Origin of the sequence: Gemella sp. 27098_8_149 (genome assembly GCF_041433745.1) — a bacterium.
Taxonomy (GTDB): Bacteria; Bacillota; Bacilli; order Staphylococcales; family Gemellaceae; genus Gemella.
In genome coordinates this window covers 1-17,667 of the sequence record NZ_JAPWCB010000003.1, presented here as the reverse complement: position 1 = coordinate 17,667, position 17,667 = coordinate 1, and the positions used below count along the sequence as shown (strand labels likewise).

The 17,667-nt window shown below is 29.6% G+C and carries 18 protein-coding genes and 1 pseudogene; 12 read left to right on the top strand and 7 right to left on the bottom strand.

Going from position 1 to position 17,667, the window contains the following annotated elements; genetic code table 11:
• The first annotated feature begins 140 nt into the window (after window positions 1-140).
• The 5 genes and pseudogenes from rho to O3801_RS02195 all read left to right on the top strand — a co-directional run bounded on the left by rho (window position 141) and on the right by O3801_RS02195 (window position 3,240).
• On the top strand, window positions 141-1,409 hold the full coding sequence (gene rho, locus O3801_RS02215; RefSeq protein ID WP_371453932.1) for a transcription termination factor Rho: 1,269 nt from the start codon (window positions 141-143) through the stop codon (window positions 1,407-1,409).
• Between the two features lie 82 nt (window positions 1,410-1,491).
• A complete protein-coding gene (locus tag O3801_RS02210) occupies window positions 1,492-2,136 on the top strand; it encodes a VTT domain-containing protein (protein WP_371453931.1) in 645 nt (214 codons plus the stop codon).
• Between the two features lie 240 nt (window positions 2,137-2,376).
• A pseudogene (locus O3801_RS02205) lies at window positions 2,377-2,544 on the top strand (3'-5' exonuclease); the annotation flags it as partial.
• Between the two features lie 212 nt (window positions 2,545-2,756).
• On the top strand, window positions 2,757-2,933 hold the full coding sequence (locus O3801_RS02200; protein ID WP_371453930.1) for a hypothetical protein: 177 nt from the start codon (window positions 2,757-2,759) through the stop codon (window positions 2,931-2,933).
• Window positions 2,934-2,949: 16 nt separating this feature from the next.
• Entirely contained in the window at window positions 2,950-3,240 is a 291-nt protein-coding gene (locus O3801_RS02195) for a bacteriocin immunity family protein (RefSeq protein WP_371453929.1), read from the top strand.
• Window positions 3,241-3,596: 356 nt separating this feature from the next.
• Here the strand turns inward: O3801_RS02195 and galE are convergent, their stop codons facing one another.
• Window positions 3,597-4,619, bottom strand: a complete 1,023-nt coding sequence (galE, locus tag O3801_RS02190) for a UDP-glucose 4-epimerase GalE (RefSeq protein ID WP_315498689.1) — start codon at window positions 4,617-4,619, stop codon at window positions 3,597-3,599.
• 349 nt (window positions 4,620-4,968) lie between these two features.
• Between galE and O3801_RS02185 the strand changes: the two genes are divergently transcribed.
• The 3 genes from O3801_RS02185 to O3801_RS02175 are packed head-to-tail and all read left to right on the top strand — an operon-like array spanning window position 4,969 to window position 7,466.
• The gene (locus tag O3801_RS02185) at window positions 4,969-5,928 is read left to right on the top strand and encodes a Gfo/Idh/MocA family protein (RefSeq protein ID WP_371453928.1); all 960 of its coding nucleotides are present in this window, start codon (window positions 4,969-4,971) and stop codon (window positions 5,926-5,928) included.
• Between the two features lie 15 nt (window positions 5,929-5,943).
• Window positions 5,944-6,813 (top strand): glutathione S-transferase C-terminal domain-containing protein, encoded by an 870-nt coding sequence (locus O3801_RS02180; RefSeq protein WP_371453927.1) that lies wholly within the window; start codon window positions 5,944-5,946, stop codon window positions 6,811-6,813.
• A gap of 5 nt (window positions 6,814-6,818) precedes the next feature.
• The gene (locus O3801_RS02175; protein ID WP_371453926.1) at window positions 6,819-7,466 is read left to right on the top strand and encodes an MmcQ/YjbR family DNA-binding protein; all 648 of its coding nucleotides are present in this window, start codon (window positions 6,819-6,821) and stop codon (window positions 7,464-7,466) included.
• 261 nt (window positions 7,467-7,727) lie between these two features.
• Here O3801_RS02175 and O3801_RS02170 read toward each other — a convergent pair whose 3' ends face one another.
• The 6 genes from O3801_RS02170 to O3801_RS02145 form a co-directional block, all read right to left on the bottom strand.
• A complete protein-coding gene (locus tag O3801_RS02170) occupies window positions 7,728-8,081 on the bottom strand; it encodes a hypothetical protein (protein ID WP_371453925.1) in 354 nt (117 codons plus the stop codon).
• On the bottom strand, window positions 8,082-8,681 hold the full coding sequence (locus O3801_RS02165; protein WP_371453924.1) for a response regulator: 600 nt from the start codon (window positions 8,679-8,681) through the stop codon (window positions 8,082-8,084).
• Between the two features lie 9 nt (window positions 8,682-8,690).
• Window positions 8,691-9,785 (bottom strand): sensor histidine kinase, encoded by a 1,095-nt coding sequence (locus tag O3801_RS02160; RefSeq protein WP_371453923.1) that lies wholly within the window; start codon window positions 9,783-9,785, stop codon window positions 8,691-8,693.
• Between the two features lie 159 nt (window positions 9,786-9,944).
• Window positions 9,945-10,685: an ABC transporter permease gene (locus tag O3801_RS02155; protein ID WP_371453922.1), complete on the bottom strand. Its 741-nt coding sequence runs from the start codon at window positions 10,683-10,685 to the stop codon at window positions 9,945-9,947.
• A complete protein-coding gene (locus O3801_RS02150) occupies window positions 10,685-11,584 on the bottom strand; it encodes an ABC transporter ATP-binding protein (RefSeq protein WP_371453921.1) in 900 nt (299 codons plus the stop codon). The genes O3801_RS02155 and O3801_RS02150 overlap by 1 nt, the downstream gene beginning before the upstream one ends.
• A gap of 301 nt (window positions 11,585-11,885) precedes the next feature.
• On the bottom strand, window positions 11,886-12,485 hold the full coding sequence (locus O3801_RS02145; protein WP_371453920.1) for an NAD-dependent epimerase/dehydratase family protein: 600 nt from the start codon (window positions 12,483-12,485) through the stop codon (window positions 11,886-11,888).
• Between the two features lie 124 nt (window positions 12,486-12,609).
• Between O3801_RS02145 and O3801_RS02140 the strand changes: the two genes are divergently transcribed.
• From O3801_RS02140 to pflA, 4 genes are all read left to right on the top strand, one after another.
• Window positions 12,610-13,464, top strand: coding sequence for a patatin-like phospholipase family protein (locus O3801_RS02140; RefSeq protein WP_371453919.1), 855 nt, complete (start codon window positions 12,610-12,612; stop codon window positions 13,462-13,464).
• Between the two features lies 1 nt (window position 13,465).
• A complete protein-coding gene (msrB, locus tag O3801_RS02135; protein ID WP_371453918.1) occupies window positions 13,466-13,936 on the top strand; it encodes a peptide-methionine (R)-S-oxide reductase MsrB in 471 nt (156 codons plus the stop codon).
• A 402-nt stretch (window positions 13,937-14,338) separates the two neighbouring features.
• Window positions 14,339-16,579, top strand: a complete 2,241-nt coding sequence (pflB, locus tag O3801_RS02130; protein ID WP_371453917.1) for a formate C-acetyltransferase — start codon at window positions 14,339-14,341, stop codon at window positions 16,577-16,579.
• A 133-nt stretch (window positions 16,580-16,712) separates the two neighbouring features.
• The gene (gene pflA / locus O3801_RS02125) at window positions 16,713-17,510 is read left to right on the top strand and encodes a pyruvate formate-lyase-activating protein (protein WP_294683578.1); all 798 of its coding nucleotides are present in this window, start codon (window positions 16,713-16,715) and stop codon (window positions 17,508-17,510) included.
• The last annotated feature ends 157 nt before the right edge of the window (window positions 17,511-17,667 follow it).

The window sequence follows — 17,667 nt, the reverse complement described above, 5'->3', positions numbered from 1 at the left end:
TTTAAAATCGATTTTGAAAATAATGGTTTTAAGTTACTCTCGTTTAAAGTTGTTAGGAATTTTTAAAAATTTTAAATAAAATATTTTTCTTGAAATATTTTTCGTTAGATTTCTGTACTATATACAGAGAAAGGAAGAAAATGAGTAACGTTAAATTTGATGAAATGTATAAAAGTATGAATACTAAAGAACTTACAGCTTTAGCAAAAGAACTTGGTGTTCCAAGATATTATACATTAAATAAAAAAGAATTAGTTTTAGCAATTTTAGAAAAACAATCAGTTAGTGAGGAACATTACTATGCCTCTGGAATTCTAGATGATATACATCCTGAGAATGGTTTTGGATTTTTAAGAACGGTTGATTATAAAAAGGGAGAGACGGATATTTATATTTCCGCTTCTCAAATTCGTCGTTTTGAACTTAAAAAGGGTGACGAAGTCTACGGAAAAGTTCGTAAACCTCGTGAAGGTGAAAGATATGCCGGGATTTTACAAGTTGACACGGTTAACGATGTAGATGCAGAAGTTGCAAAAGGTAGAGCACATTTCCAAGCGTTAACACCGATTTATCCGAATCAAAAAATTGTTCTAGAGACTACTAAGGAAAAACTTTCTACAAGATTTGTTGATTTGGTAGCACCGATTGGATTCGGTCAACGTGGATTAATTGTTGCACCACCAAAAGTTGGGAAAACAACATTACTAAAAGATATTGCAAATTCAATTAGAAAAAATTATCCTGATAAGAAGTTAATTATTCTTTTAATTGACGAAAGACCTGAAGAGGTTACTGATATGGAAAGATCGGTAAAAGGAGCAGATGTTGTAAGTTCAACATTTGATGAGACTTCTGAAAATCATATCAAAGTAGCTGAATTGGTAATTGAGCATGCTAAACGTCGAGTAGAACTTGGTCAAGATGTAATTATACTTATGGATAGTATTACAAGATTAGCACGAGCTTATAACATAGTTGAGCCAAGTAGTGGTAAAGTCCTAAGTGGAGGGGTAGATCCATCGAGCCTTCACAAGCCAAAAGCATTCTTTGGAGCTGCAAGGAATGTTGAAGGTGGAGGAAGTTTAACTATAATCGCTACTGCCTTGATTAATACTGGTTCGAGAATGGATGATCTAATATTCGAAGAGTTTAAAGGTACTGGTAATATGGAGATAGTATTATCACCAGAACTAGCTTCAAGAAGAGTTTATCCGGCTATTGATTTCTTGAAGAGTTCTACAAGAAAAGAAGATTTATTACTAACGGAAGATGAAGTAAAAATCTTATGGCAAACACGTAGAAAGCTTGAAGATGTTAGTGAACCAACAATCGGGGTTTTAAATCATCTTAGAAAACACGAAAGTAATGCGGACTACATTGCTGAAATGAAAAAATTCATAAGAGATTAATGTTTAAAACTATATGATTATTAGACAGGCTATAGTGTCTATGGTATAATCATTAGGACATATTAATTTTAGGAGGCTTACATTGGAAACAATTAAATTTTTAATTGATTTTGTATTGCATATTGACAAACATCTTGGTGAATTAATGACACAACATGGACCATGGTGGATGTATGGGATAATATTTTTAATTATCTTTATTGAAACTGGTGTTGTGTTTATGCCGTTTTTACCAGGTGATTCATTATTGTTCGCTAGTGGTGCATTGTGGGCTGCAACAGGGAATAACATCTTTTTATTATTATTCTTATGTGTAAGTGCCGCAGTAATTGGTGATAATTGTAACTATTTTATTGGAAGAAACTTCTCTGATTATTTAAAGAGTAAGGCGTGGTTTAAAAAATTTGTGTCTGATGAGAACATAAAGGACGCTGAGAACTTTGTAGCAAAACATGGAGGAAAATCTATTTTCTTAGCAAGATTCTTCCCAATCATTCGTACGATCGTTCCATTTATCGTAGGAGCTGGTAAGATGAAATATTCTAAGTTTAGAATTATTGATTTCTTTGGAGGACTTTGTTGGTGTACATTATTTGTATCAGTAGGGTACTTCTTTGGAAATATTCCATTTGTTAAGAACAACTTCTCTGTAGTTGTAATTGCTATTATTCTAATCAGCTTAATTCCAATAGTTATTGGAGCAATTAAATCTAGAAAAAAAGCATAAAATAATAGGGTGTATAATAATTAGTGTGGATGAGAAAAATCCATACTAATTATTTTTTTATTAATTAGGAAAGTAGTTACAAAAGAAATATTTGTACATTTTGTTATACAAAAAAGTAATCCTATCAATAAAAGATGAGCTTTCCTGTATGAAGACAACTAAATATAAAAAATAAAACAATCTATCAAATTTGACAGGGAGATAAATTCAAAGTTAAATTAATTATATAAGGGACTTGAATTAAAAAATGTATTTATAATGAATATAGATGAGAATTATCTTTATTTGTATAAAGCAAACTATGAAAAGTTAGATAAAAATGTATTGTTAGAAACAAATGTAGTAGAAGAAGAAAGACGATTTCTTTATGTAGCAATGACAAGAGTAGAAGAAAGATTGTATATATAGGGCATAAAGATAGTAAGTTTATAAAAGAATTAAAAGAAATAGAAAGTATTTTGACAGAGTGTAAAGAGTGATGTTTTAACAAATATTTTAAAAAATTAAATAAAAGACTTGTATTTTTTATTTTTTACTATATAATGAAACTAACAATTCATTTCTAATATCGAAAAACAGTTAAATTTTCTGAAAAATAACAGAAAGAAGGTTCTATTATTATGAAAAAGAGATTATTTTTTGTTTTATTATCAGGTAGTATGTTTTTAAATTTTAATATAGCTGACGCAAAAGGAAGGACAGAAGTTACTACTTTTCATCAGTATACTACTATTACGAATGATGGCTGGGGTAGTGCTGGTGGTGGTTTACCATTGGAACCAACTATTAATTGGTAATTATTAGGAATTTTATATGTTTGATTATTCTCCTAAAGAAGAAGAAATTTTAACTGATTTATATAATTTGATATTAGATAAAGAGGTTGGAATAAAAGAGAGAGAATTGTATAAGAAAGCTATTTTGTTAATTGAAAAAGAAAATGAATATTATAAAGCAGTTTTATTTCAATTAGCACCTGCTTTAGCTTATTTAGCACGACAAAAAAGTATTTCTAGTAATGGTGGTATTTTTATGACTAAAATTAGTAGATTTACTAATAATTCTATAGGATTTTATTTATTTGATTCTATTTTAAAAAAATAATTTGTAAAATCAAAGAAAACAGTGTAAAATATGTATATAAAGCAATTAGTTAGTATGTTGCATAGAGTAAAGACCTAAGGACTCCATTCCTTAGGTTTTTTGGTTGTATACTAAATCCGGGGCATGGAAAAATTCCATGCCCCGCACTTGACAAAGATTTTTATTATGGAAATAAGAATAGTGGCCAATTCAATAAGTGTTATTATATAAGAAAAGGGAGTGACTCAAAAAACGTGATTTCGAAGAAATCGACTTTGTTGAGTCATTCCCGTTGTGCTATAAACTCTCATACTGACTTTATATATTTTGGATTTTTAGGTCAGTCACATAGACTTATATTTTCTTGTTTAAGTATATTAATCAGCGAACCCGTTTGGATGTTTACTTTGCCATCTCCATGAATCTTCACACATACGTTTTATATCGTATTGAGCTTCCCATCCAAGTTCTTCTTTTGCTTTTGTAGCATCGGCATAACATGCTGCAATATCTCCTGCACGACGTGGAGTTATAACATAAGGTAAATCACGCCCAACAGCAGCTGATGCGCTCTTAATAATATCTAGTACAGAATATCCAATTCCTGTTCCTAAGTTATAAATAGTTAATCCACTACCTTTTTCTAATTTTTTAAGAGCAGATACGTGACCGCGAGCTAAATCTACTACGTGGATGTAGTCACGTACTCCAGTACCGTCATGCGTATCAAAATCATTACCAAAAACTTGAACTTTTTCTAGTTTTCCTACAGCTACTTGCATAATGTAAGGAATTAGATTGTTTGGTACTCCTTTTGGATCTTCACCGATATCTCCACACTCATGTGCTCCGATTGGATTGAAGTAACGAAGTAATACTATATTCCATTCGTTGTCTGCTTTATAAACATCTTTTAAAATATCTTCAGTTATTAATTTAGTGCGTCCGTATGGGTTAGTTACAGATAATGGGAAATCTTCTTTAATTGGTAATGTATGGGGGTCTCCATAAACTGTAGCCGATGAACTGAAAATTATATTTTTACAGTTGTGTTTTTCCATAACACGGAACAAAGTAATAGTTCCAGCTATATTGTTATCATAATATGCTAATGGGATTTCACAAGATTCACCAACTGCTTTTAATCCAGCGTAGTGAATAACTCCATAAATATTTCCTTCTTTTTCAAAAACTTCATTTAATTTATCTTCATCACGAACATCAACTTCATAAAATGTTACCTTTTTACCAGTAACTCGTTCAACTACTTCTAAACTCTTTTTATTTGCGTTATATAAGTTATCAACGACAACTACTTCATTTCCATTATTTAATAATTCTATACAAGTGTGAGACCCAATAAATCCAGCTCCACCTGTAACAAGTATTTTTTTAGTCATAGTGTAATCCTTTCCATTGCGAAATATATATATATATCATATAAAGTAGATATAAGTCAATAGAAAAAAATGAAAAAAACATGAAAGAAAATGAAAATAATTCCCATTATTTTCAAGTGGATATCGAATAGTTATTATGAGAGAGGTAATGAGTTTGAGGAAGAGTAAGAATTGGTGAAAAATCAAATACATGATATTATTATAATAATCCGGAACATGAATACAAAGCTAAAGGATAAGAATCTTCTTGTTATGTGAAAGTTTTAAGGAAGAGTTTTTATGCAGAAAAGTTGCTAGTGTAAGTTTATAAAGATATAATTAAAAGATACAAAGTAGTTTGGAGGAAAACATGAAATTAGGAATTATCGGTTCTGGAATGATAGTGAAAGATTTCTTATCTTTTGCACATGAACTTCCAGAAATTAAATTAGAAGCTATAACGGCTAGAAATATAGAAAATTTAAAAGAATTACAGTCTAAATATAATATTAATAATATATATACTGATATTGATCTTTGTCTAGAAAATAAAGCGATTGATACGATTTATGTTGCAGTTCCAAATAATTTACATTATACAGTTGCTAAGAAGGCTCTAGAAGCTGGTAAAAATGTTATTTGTGAAAAACCTTTTACGTTAAAGTATGATGAAGCTATAGAATTGTTTGAAATTGCTGAAGCTAGAGGATTAATTTTAATAGAAGCAATAACAAATCAATATCAAAAGAATTATCTTGATATAAAGGAAAATCTTGATAATATAGGAGAAATAAGACTTGTTGAGTGTAATTTTTCTCAACTTTCTTCAAGATATGAAGCATTTAAAAATGGAATAATAGCTCCAGTATTTGATAAGAGTAAAGGTGGAGGAGTACTTGGTGATTTAAATATTTATAATATTCATTTTGTTGTTGGACTGTTTGGTAAACCTAATAAAGTACATTATTTACCTAATATTGTTAATGATGTTGATACTTCGGGTATTCTTCTATTAGAATATGATAATTTTAAAGTAGTATGCATTGCAGCGAAAGATACTTTTAATAATAGTTATGTAAATATTCAAGGTGATCAAGGTATAATTAAAGTTATTGGACCTACAAATGAAGTTCCTAATTACAGTATTCAAACAAAAGATAACTTAATAAATGAAAACAAAAATATTCATTCACACAGAATGTTTGCTGAATTTAAAAAATTCGTTGAAGTCATTAATAATAAAGATTTTAATTTCATGAATGATCAAAAAGAACATACTTTGAATGTTATGTATATTTATGAAGAAGCAAAAAAATTTATAGAAAATTAAAAAGGAGAAAATCACATGAAAAAATTTTTTAGTAAACCATTTGGAACAGAAGAACAACCTATAGAGGAAGGAAGATATAGACTGTTTTGGACTTCGGTATGCCCATATGCACAAAGAGCGGTTATAGCAAGAGAGATACTAGGTTTAGATGATGCGATTAGTTTAGGAACATTGGATTATCGTCGTGGAGAAGAAGGGTGGCAATTTAGCTTAGATAAAGATGGGATAGATCCAGTTTTAAAACAATCAAAAATTAAAGATGTATACTTAAATAGTGATTCAGATTACGAAGGACCATATTCTGTGCCGGTACTTGTAGACGTTACTACAGGAAAAGTAGTTAGAAAAGAATCAGCTGAGTTACTTCATGAATTTGCGACAGTATTTAGAAAACTACATAAAAAAGATGGAATAGATTTATACCCTGAGCATCTTGCTGATCAAATCGATGAGTGGAATGAAAAATTAGCTGTAGCTTTAAATGATGGTGTATATGGAATGGGATTTGCTGAAAGTCAAGAAAAATATGATGAGGCATTCGATAGATTCTTCGATATGATGGATATAGTGGAAGAACGTTTATCAAACCAAAGATACTTCCATGGAAATACAATAACAGAAACAGATATTCGTTTCTATACTACTATGATTCGTTTTGATGCTGTATATTACGGATTATATTCTGCGAATAAAAAGAGAATCGAGGAATATCCTAATATTTTCAACTACTTAAAAGACTTATATCAAACACCAGGATTCGGATCTACAACAGATTTCGAAGCAATTAAAGTTGGATATTACGTATCGGCTGGAAAAACTATTGTGCCAAAAGGACCAGAGGTAGATAAGTGGAATCAAAGTCACGATAGAGCTAGATTCGAATAATAAATATGAAGATTATAGATGTAGAAAAATATAACTTTTCTAAGGAACAGCTAAAAGGTTTTGGATTTAAGGAAGAAGCGGAAAAGCTAATATATCGAAAAGAAATTTTAGACAGTAGCTTCTTAATAGAAATCTCATTTGTAGATAGTCAACTTTTAGTAGAAGTTTATGATTTAGAATTCGATGAGGTTTACTCATTGTATAGCGTAGATAGTGCTGTAGGAGAAACTGTTCAAAATATTAGAGAACATGTAGAGAATCTACTAAGGTCTATATTAGGGTTAGCTGATGAATCTGGGAAAATAGGTTCAGAAGTTATCGATTATTGTAATAAATATGGTGGAAATCATGTTAATCCTTTTAAAAAACATCCAGACATATTGGCATTTGTAAATGAAAAGAATAAATGGTATGCTTTGTTAATGGACGTAGAGTATAATAAATTAAATAAAAATACTGATATTACAACTAAAGTGAAAATTCTAAATGTAAAAAATCCTACGGATAACATCTTAGATATTATAGATAATAAAAATATTTTCCCAGCGTATCATATGAATAAAAAGCATTGGATTAGTATAGTTTTAGATAAAAATATCAAATTGGAAACTATTAAAGAACTAATCTACATAAGCTATTCTTTAGTTAAATAAAATAAAAGGAACAACTAAAAATCACTTTGTAAAAATTTTGATTTAAAGTTGTTCCTGTTTCTATTTATTTTAGAAATAAAAAGCAGATTCTCATAAAGATAAGATGCTGGGTTTAGCAACAGTGTTAACAATTCTTGAAATCCTTGAGAAAGTCTGCAAATAAACCACTAGGGAATGGAGTTTATATGTTCTCCTAATGTATATTCACATTATATCATGAGAAAAGAAAAAATACAAATTATGATTTAGTTGTTCCTGCTTTTATTTATTGTATGCAATTATCAAGAATATTATTTGGAAAATAATAGAAATAATAAAGAAAAATCCAATATAAATCCCTAATGCGCCAGCTATGACATATAATATTATATTAATAATAATCAAATAATTTTTTGTGAATTTTATTAATGAGATAACAATATTAAAAATAACTGCTATTAAGAACATAGAGTAGTGTGGTATTAGGAATGCAAGTAGCAAACCTAAACCAGCGCCTGCGCTAGGGCTGTCAGAATGATTAATTTTTGATATTATATAAGCAAAGTAAATTACTGTTAGAGCTATATATAATATTGATGAAAGAAATGATAATCTTATAGCAAGTTTTCTTGTCATCTAAAGCCATCCTTCCTCAGTAGATTTTTTTACAGCTTCGGTTCTATTTTTACAATTTAACTTTGTTAAAATATTAGAAATATAATTCCTAATAGTTCCTTCGGATAAAAATAGTTCATTAGCAATTTCTTTATTTGATAATCCTTCTTTAATTTTTAAAAGAATAATTTTTTCTTGATTTGTTAATGGGTTATGACTGTTGAAAATATTTTCCATTAGTTCAGGTGAGTATTCTTTGTGTCCTGCTAAGACGTTGCTAATAGTTTTCATAAGTTCATCGATTGAACGATCTTTTAAGACGTAGGCATCTACGTTATTTTTTATAGCGCGTTCGAAATACCCCATTCGTTTAAATGTTGTCACTATAACAACTTTACAATCTATGTTATTACTACGAATATATTCTAATACGTCTAATCCTGTTGCTTCAGGCATTTCTACATCGAGTATAGCTACATCGATATTATTAGTAGAAATTAAATCTATAGCTTCTTTTCCATTTTTAGCTTGAAGTACATTTTCAACACTATCTTGCATTGATAATAATGTTGCCATTGCATCTCGTAACATACTTTGATCTTCAGCGATAAGTAATTTCATATTGTCCTCCTATTTCAATTTACTAATTGTTACTTTGATAGTTGTAGGTGATTTTTTTGATGTTATATCTATTACCCCATTAACTAGTTTAATTCTTTCTCTTATAGATGAAAGTTCCGTTCCGTTAATATTTTCAAAGCCATTACCGTTATCAGAGATAATAACAGTGTAGTTGTTATTAGATTCATTTATTTCAATATTGCATTTATTAGCATTACTATGTTTAATGACATTATTCGTTAATTCTTTTAAAATCATCGTAATAGTCCACTCAACTAGTTGAGATGGGGATGTAGTCATATTAGTCTTAATATCTAATGAAATATCAGCCATTGTCATAATATCCGAAATAACTTTTAATTCTTCATTGATACTTCTATGTTTTAATTTATTAATTATAGATCGTGTTTCTGTCATTGAAGCACTACTAATTTCACTGATTTCTTTAAGTTCTTTTCTAGTTGCTTCAATATTATTTTTTTCTAAATATTTTTCAGCGAGTTCTGCTTTTAATTTTAGCATTACAAAAGTATGACCGATACTATCATGTAAGTCTCGTCCGATTCTATTTCTTTCATTCTCAGCAAGAAGTAGATTAATATGTTCATTGTGTTTTAAACGTTCATTTTTTAATTTATGTCTTTCGTAACTATATTTTTGTGAAAAATAGGTTATGATACACATAGAAGAAAAAATAAATAGGACAATTTTATCACCAATGTTTAAAGTCGGATTAGCAATTATATACAATGTTAGACAATTTATAGTTATGAAAAAACTAATTGTTCTGTATGTATAATACTTATCTTGAAAATGCCAAACTAGTAAATTGCTTAAATAGAAACTAAATAGAATATTCATTGGGTAGAAAACAATAGTCGTATAGCTGATATAAGCAATTAAATAAAACCACTCTAAAAAAATAAGAATTTTATTTTTTGTATATAACATTCCTATATATGAAGTAATTGCTAAAATAGTTAAGAATAATACATATTTAGGATAACTTCCATCAAGTATATATGCAATAGGGAATATAAAGAATACTAGAGATAAATAAAACCCATATTTTCTTTTTAATAAATTTAATAATTTTTTATGCATGTTAGTCTCCTTATTCTTTAATGATACCATAATAGTATCAAAAGTACTATATTTAAAAAATAGTTCACATGAAAATTCATAAACCACTGAGGAAAGTGACTCGACAAAATCTTGTTTCTACGAAATCACGATTTTATCGAATCACTCTATCCTATGTTATTATTTTGATTCTCTTCTGTTTTTTATTACCAGTGTAGCAATTATACATACAACTGAGTAAGCTAGAAGAATTGCTAATGATTTATAAGAGAAAATATCCTCTTTAATATATTTATTAACAAATTCTAATAAATGATATGTGGGTGTTAGTTTAGAAATATTTTGTAGCCATTCTGGGAAAAGATAAGTAGGCCACCAAAGTCCACCTAACATAGCAAGTCCTAGATACAATATGTTAGCAAGCAATGAGAGTTTTTCTTCTGATTTAATAAGACTTAAAAGCAATCCCATACCTAAAAATGTAATACTACCGATAAGCATTAGAACAGCTGACATAATCCATTCACGAGCTGTCATATTAACACCTCTAACAATATGCCCGATGACGAACACAGCAACTATTGAAATAATAAATGTAATTATTAGGCGAATAAAACGAGCAAAGTAGTATTCAGATATTTTTACTGGAGAATTATTCAATATATGTAGATAGTTATTTTTCTCATCTTCTTTTATAGAAATAGGAAGAGAAAATAGGGCAAAACTGATACTACTGAATGCAGTCATAGAGATAAGCATATCTTTTACAACACGTATCTTTGTTTCAGGATCATCAAATTGCTGCATTCCAGAAAATACTATAAAGAAGATAACTGGAAAACCTAATCCCATAATAAAATTAGTTAGATTTCTTTTTATGAATATAAATTCTATTTTTAATAAGTTGGCAAGATTTTTCATTATTTAGCTCCTCCATTATCTTTTGTAGTTATAAAAATACTATCTAATAAAGTTCTGTTTTGAATTTCAATTTCTTTAAATGTGCATCCAGCTTGTTGTAATATGTTCCATATTTCATCCGGTTTCTTTGTTAAGAAATTAATGTTATCTGTTTTTATTTCTAAATTATTTATAATATCATTATCTTTTAATAGATATAGATATTTAATAGGTAGTGTGAAGTATTTTTCAATTTCTTCAGCACGCATAGCATGTGGAGTAGTATCACGAACTAGTTTTCCTTTATTTAAAACTAAAATTCTATCTGCAGTATGTTCTACTTCTTCAATATAATGTGAAGAATAAATAATAGTTAGTCCTTTGTTCTTTAAGGTATTTACAATCTCCCAAAATCTAATACGTGTTGATGTGTCCATTCCAGCCGTTGGTTCATCTAAGAAAATTAATTTTGGTCTTCCTATTAATGTGATAATAAAAGATAATAATCTTTTTTGACCACCAGATAATTTAGAAGCAAAATTATCTTTTTGAGAATCCTCAAATCTTAGCAGTTCATCGATTTCTTCGTTTGTTAATGGGTTATTATATAATTTTTGAATAAAACTAAGTAATTCTTTTACTTTTAGTTTTTCAGGAACAACATTTTCCTGAGGAAGTATATTAAGATATTCTTTTAGTTTTTGGTTTCCCGGATTTAAAGAATTAATCTTTATTGAGCCTGAATTGATGAATTTATTTCCAAGTAGGCAATTCATTAGAGTAGTTTTACCGGCTCCATTTGGTCCAATTAAAGCAATACATTCACCAGAATTTACTTTAAAAGAAATATCATCTAAGATATTTTTTCCTTTAATTGTTTTTGTTATATTTTTTACTTCTATAATGTTATTTAATGACATTTTGTTCACCTCATCTTTGATAATTTAATTATATCGAAGTAGAAAGTTATATTTTAGTAGGTAATGTCATGAAGTAATATGACAAATGTCACAAAAAAATAGACTTAAGGGGAGAACCCAAAAGTCCTAAATTTTAACAAAGTGTATATGAAAACTCATAGACGCAGTGGTTTATTGATATCTAAATACGCTTTATAAAAGCTTTTTAGATATCTAATAAACTTTGCGGGGGTGACTCGACAAAATCGATTTCTTCGAAATCATGATTTTTGAGTCACTCCCTTTAAGTCGGAGTATATAGTTATTTCATGTCGTTTATTTCAATAATAGTTGAATCAGTGTTGTCAAGAATAGCTTTAACTACTGCATCTGCTACTTTTTCAACTGGAAGGGGATAAACATTTTTAAAAAATGTTATGCCAAATTTTGAAAAGAATTTAATCGGTAATATATTGAAATAAGAGGTGAGTCTGTCTTTACCGTACATAAGACCTGGGCGGACTATTAGATAATCTAGTTTTGAATTTACTACTAATTTTTCTCCGTTGCGTTTACTTTCTATATATTGTTTAAAACCACCATTTGCAGAAAAATATACAAGTTTATTGATATTTTGCTTTTGGCATAGTTTAATTGTCTGTGTTACACTTTCTGTATTTAGTTTAGAATATAGATTTTTATTTTTAATTGTTCCTATTAAATGAATGGCGATATCGTATTTTTCGTTAATTAATATATTTTCAATATCAAAAATATCTCCCTGTATCCATGTTGCTTCATCTTTATAAATAGAGTGATTTTGGGTTCTAGATATGTAGCTAACTTTTACATTGTATTTCATAAATTCTTTAATTAATGCTTGTCCTACAAAGCCATTACCACCGATTAATAATATGTTCATATGTACCTCTTATTGAATTATTATTTGTCTAAATATTAACATAACTTGATTCTCAAGTAAATTTATTTAAACTAATGGATAAAAGATGATATAATAGTATCAATTTAAAAAGGAGTGTGATTGAATGAAAGTAGGTTTAGTATTAGAAGGTGGAGCAATGAGAGGACTATTTACAGCCGGTGTCCTTGATGTGTTCTTGGAAAATAATATAGAAGTTACAGATATCGTTGGAGTTTCAGCAGGAACACTGTTTGGAGTGAATTATGTTTCTAAGCAACCCAAAAGAGCACTTCGTTACAATGTTAATTATATAAATGATAAGAGATATATGAGTTTGAAAAGTTGGATAAAAACTGGAAATTTGATTAATAAGGATTTTACATATTATAAAGTTCCTTTTCAACTTGATGTATTTGATAACAAAACATTTAAAGAATCAAATACAAACTTTTATGCGACGGTAACTAATATTGAAAATGGGGAAGCGGAGTTTATAAAAATCCATGATCCGTATTTGCAAATGGAGACATTGAGAGCTACTTCTGCGCTACCATTTATTTCAGAAATAATAGAAGTAGATGGGAAAAAGTATCTTGATGGGGGAATAGCAAACAGCATACCTATAGATTTTTTTGAAAAGAAAAATTATGATAAAATTATTGTTATATTAACGAGACCAATAACATATAGAAAGAAAAAATCGACAAGTATACAATATAAAATGTTCTATAAAAAATATCCACATCTAGTTGAAAAATTAGAAAATAGATATAAGGATTATAATGAAACAGTAGAAAAAATACTTGAGTTAGAAAAGCAAGGGAAAGTATTTGTTATAAGACCTAGTGAAGATATTAACGTAAAGCGACTGGAAAAAGATATCGAAAAACTAAACCACGTATATAATTTAGGGGTAAAAGATGGAAGTCATATAATAGAAGATTTAAAAGAATATATAAATTATAAAGGAGATAAATAAAATGAGTGAAGAAATTAAAATTAATCCAGAAGAATTCGAAAGAAAATCAAAAGATGAATTAAAAAAAGAACTATCTGATTTAGAATATGCTGTTACTATGGAAAGTGCAACTGAGAGTCCATATACTGGACAATATTGGGATAGTTTTGAAGAAGGAATATATGTAGATATAACAACAGGTGAACCATTATTTTCTTCTAAAGATAAATTTAGTTCTCAGTGCGGATGGCCAAGTTTTTCTAAACCAATAGAAAAAGAGGTTACTAGATATTACAAAGATAATTCACATTATGTGGAAAGAATAGAAGTAAGAAGTAGAGTCGGAGATGCACACTTGGGGCATGTATTCCCTGATGGGCCTACTGAGTTAGGTGGACTTAGATATTGTATTAATAGTGCGTCAATAAGATTTATTAAGAAAGATGATTTAGAAAAAGAGGGATATGCAGACTTGTTAAGTATATTCAAATAGTATTTTTTAAATAGATAATTGATAGAAGATATCGATTACCTATTTTTTTATCGCAAAATAATACTATATTTTGATATATTTATAATGATAACAGATACATATTTTTTACTCAGTTAAATAACAGTTATATAATGGATAATAAATATCTTTAAAATAAAACTTCTTAAAATATCACGTTTTCATAGCTGTTGCTGTAAACTTTTCATTTTTAATATTTTAATTTTCATAAAATTTTTAAGTGAATTATCAGAAATAAAAATACCTGTACTAGAACTGTGGTTCACAAAATGTACACAAATCGAGTGTAAATATTATTGTTTTAATTATGAGTTGTAGGTAAACTATGAGTGTAACAAATAATTAATAAATTTATATAATATAAAATTTAAGGAGTGACTTATTATGACAACAGTTGCAGAAAAAAAAGCATTCGTTGGTGGAAAATGGCAAACAGAGGTTGATTTAGTAGACTTTATTAAATCGAACTATACTGAATATAGAGGGGATGCATCTTTCCTAGAAGGACCAACTGAAGCAACTTCTAAATTAGTTGAAAAATTCAACGAGTTAATGCGTCAAGAACGTTTAGCTGGTGGAACATTAGATATGGACACTAGCATTCCTTCAACTATCCTTTCTCACGGACCTGGATATATTGAAAAAGATCTTGAACAAGTTGTTGGATTACAAACTGACAAACCACTTAAACGTGCGTTAATGACATTCGGTGGAATTAACATGGCTGTTAACAGCTGTAAAGCATACGGTTATGAAGTAGATGAAGAAGTTATTAAAATCTTCACAGACTACCGTAAAACTCACAACCAAGGCGTATTCGATGCATATACTCCAGAAATGCGTTTAGTAAGAAAATCTGGTGTTATTACAGGACTTCCAGATGCTTATGGACGTGGACGTATTATTGGGGACTACCGTCGTGTTGCATTATACGGGGTAGATCAACTTATCGCTTGGAAAAAAGCTGACTTAGCTAAAATCGGTGCTGATGGTGTGATGACTGAGCACATTATCCGTGACCGTGAAGAAGTGAACGAACAAATTCGTGCTTTAGGTGAATTAAAAGAAATGGCTAAGATCTATGGATTCGATATTTCTGAGCCAGCTACTAACGCTAAAGAAGCTGTTCAATGGTTATACTTCGGTTACTTAGCAGCTATTAAACAACAAAACGGTGCTGCAATGTCAATCGGTAACATTGCAACATTCTTAGATATTTACATCGAAAGAGATTTACAAGATGGAACAATTAACGAGTCTCAAGCTCAAGAATTAATTGATCACTTAGTATTAAAATTACGTTGCGTTAAATTCGCTCGTACTCCAGACTATAACCAATTATTCTCAGGAGACCCAATCTGGGCAACATTAATTGTTGGGGAAATGTTAGATGCTGAAAGATCATTAGTAACAAAAACAGACTTCCGTTTCATCCACACATTAGATAACATGGGTAATTCTCCAGAGCCAAACTTAACAGTTCTTTGGTCTACTAGATTACCTAAAGGATTCAAAGAATACTGTTCTGAATCTTCAATCAACCACAGTGCTATCCAATATGAAAGTGATGAATTACTTGCAGACTTCTTAGGAACTTGTGATAAATCTATCGCATGTTGTGTATCTGGTATGACTACTGGTAAAGACATGCAATTCTTCGGAGCTCGTGCTAACTTAGCAAAAGCTTTATTATACACAATCAATGGTGGACGTGATGAATTATCTGGAGATCAAGTTGGACCAAAAACAGAACCTCTACGTGGTGTATTAAACTATGATGAAGTTTGGGCTAAATTTGATGTATTCATGGAATGGTTATGTAAACTGTACATCAATACATTAAACGTAATCCACTACATGCACGATAAATACTCTTACGAAAGCTTAGAAATGGCATTACACGATACTAAAGTTAGAAGATTCATGGCAACAGGTATTGCTGGATTCTCAGTAGCAGTAGATAGTTTATCAGCTATTAAATATGCTAAAGTTACTCCAATCGAAGATGAAACTGGATTAGCAGTTGATTACAAAGTTGAAGGTGAATTCCCAACATTTGGTAACAACGACGAGCGTGCAGATGAGATCGCCGTTGAATTACTAAAAACATTCATGACTAAACTTAAAAAACACCCAACTTACCGTGCAGATGAAACTACAACTTCTATCTTAACTATTACTTCAAACGTAGTATACGGTAAGAAAACTGGTAACACTCCAGACGGACGTCGTAAAGGAGAACCATTCTCTCCAGGAGCTAACCCAATGAACGGACGTGACCAAAGCGGAGCTCTAGCTTGCTTAAGCTCTGTTGCTAAATTACCATATGAATACAGCCGTGATGGAATCAGTTTAACTGCTGCATTTACACCAAACTCACTAGGTAAAACTAAACAAGATCAAATTAAAAACTTAACAGCAATGATGGACGGATACTTCAAAAAAGGTGGTTACCACTTAAATACTAACGTATTTAATAAAGAAACATTACTTAAAGTTATTGAATCTCCAGAAGATTATCCAAACTTCACAATTCGTGTATCAGGATACGCAGTACGTTTAATCAGCTTAACTCCAGAGCAACAACGTGATGTATTAAGCCGTACAATGCACCAATTTATGTAATTAAGTAAATAATTAAAAGAAGGTGGAGGGAATTTACCTCCACCTTTTAGATTTTAAAAAATAACACCCCAAAAAATATATTTATTTATAATGTGATAAAATTAAAAAAATTAGCAAAAGGAGGAAATTTCATATGGAAATGGAAAAGGTAGAAGGAATAGCTATAGAAGAGAAAAAAGAATTGACAGCTAATGTACATTCAGTTGAATCATTTGGTAATGTCGATGGACCAGGGATTAGATATGTGGTATTCTTTCAAGGTTGCATGCTAAGATGCAAATATTGCCATAATCCAGATACATGGAAAATGCATAATCCTGATGCTAAAGTTATGACAGTTGATCAATTAACAAAAGAAATAGTAAAATATCGTGAATTTTTTGAAGCGAGTGATGGTGGAGGAGTTACGGTAAGTGGTGGAGAATCGCTATTACAGATAGACTTCATTTTAGAACTTTTCAGAAAATTAAAATCTTTAGGTATTAATACGTGTGTTGATACTTGTGGTGGTTTTTATGTTAATGCACCAAGTATGAATAAAAAAGTACTAGAATTAATCTCTTTAACTGATTTATTCTTAGTCGATATAAAACATATTGATGATGAGCAGCACTTGCGTTTAACAAAACGAACAAACAAAAATATTATTCAATTTACTAATTTTTTAAGTGATAATGGTGCGAAAATGTGGATAAGACACGTACTTGTACCGAAATGGACTGACGATGATTATTATCTAAAAAAACTTCGCGAATATATCGATACATTAAATGGTATAGAGCGTGTTGAGGTCCTTCCTTATCACGATATGGCAAAATTCAAGTATAAAGAATTAGGAATTGATTATGAATTAAATGATATTAATCCACCAACAAAAGATCGTATAAAGAATGCTATTGACATCTTAGGTGCAAGAGATGATATAAGTTAAATAATTAAAAATGGGTAATTAGAAGTCGTATTATTTAGAAATGACTTTTGAATTATTCATTTTTTTATAAAAAAGGGCTCTTTGTCAAATTCGGGGCATGGAGAAAAACAGGAAATGAAATCTAGGCAGCATTTTGCTGCTTAGATTTCATTTCCTG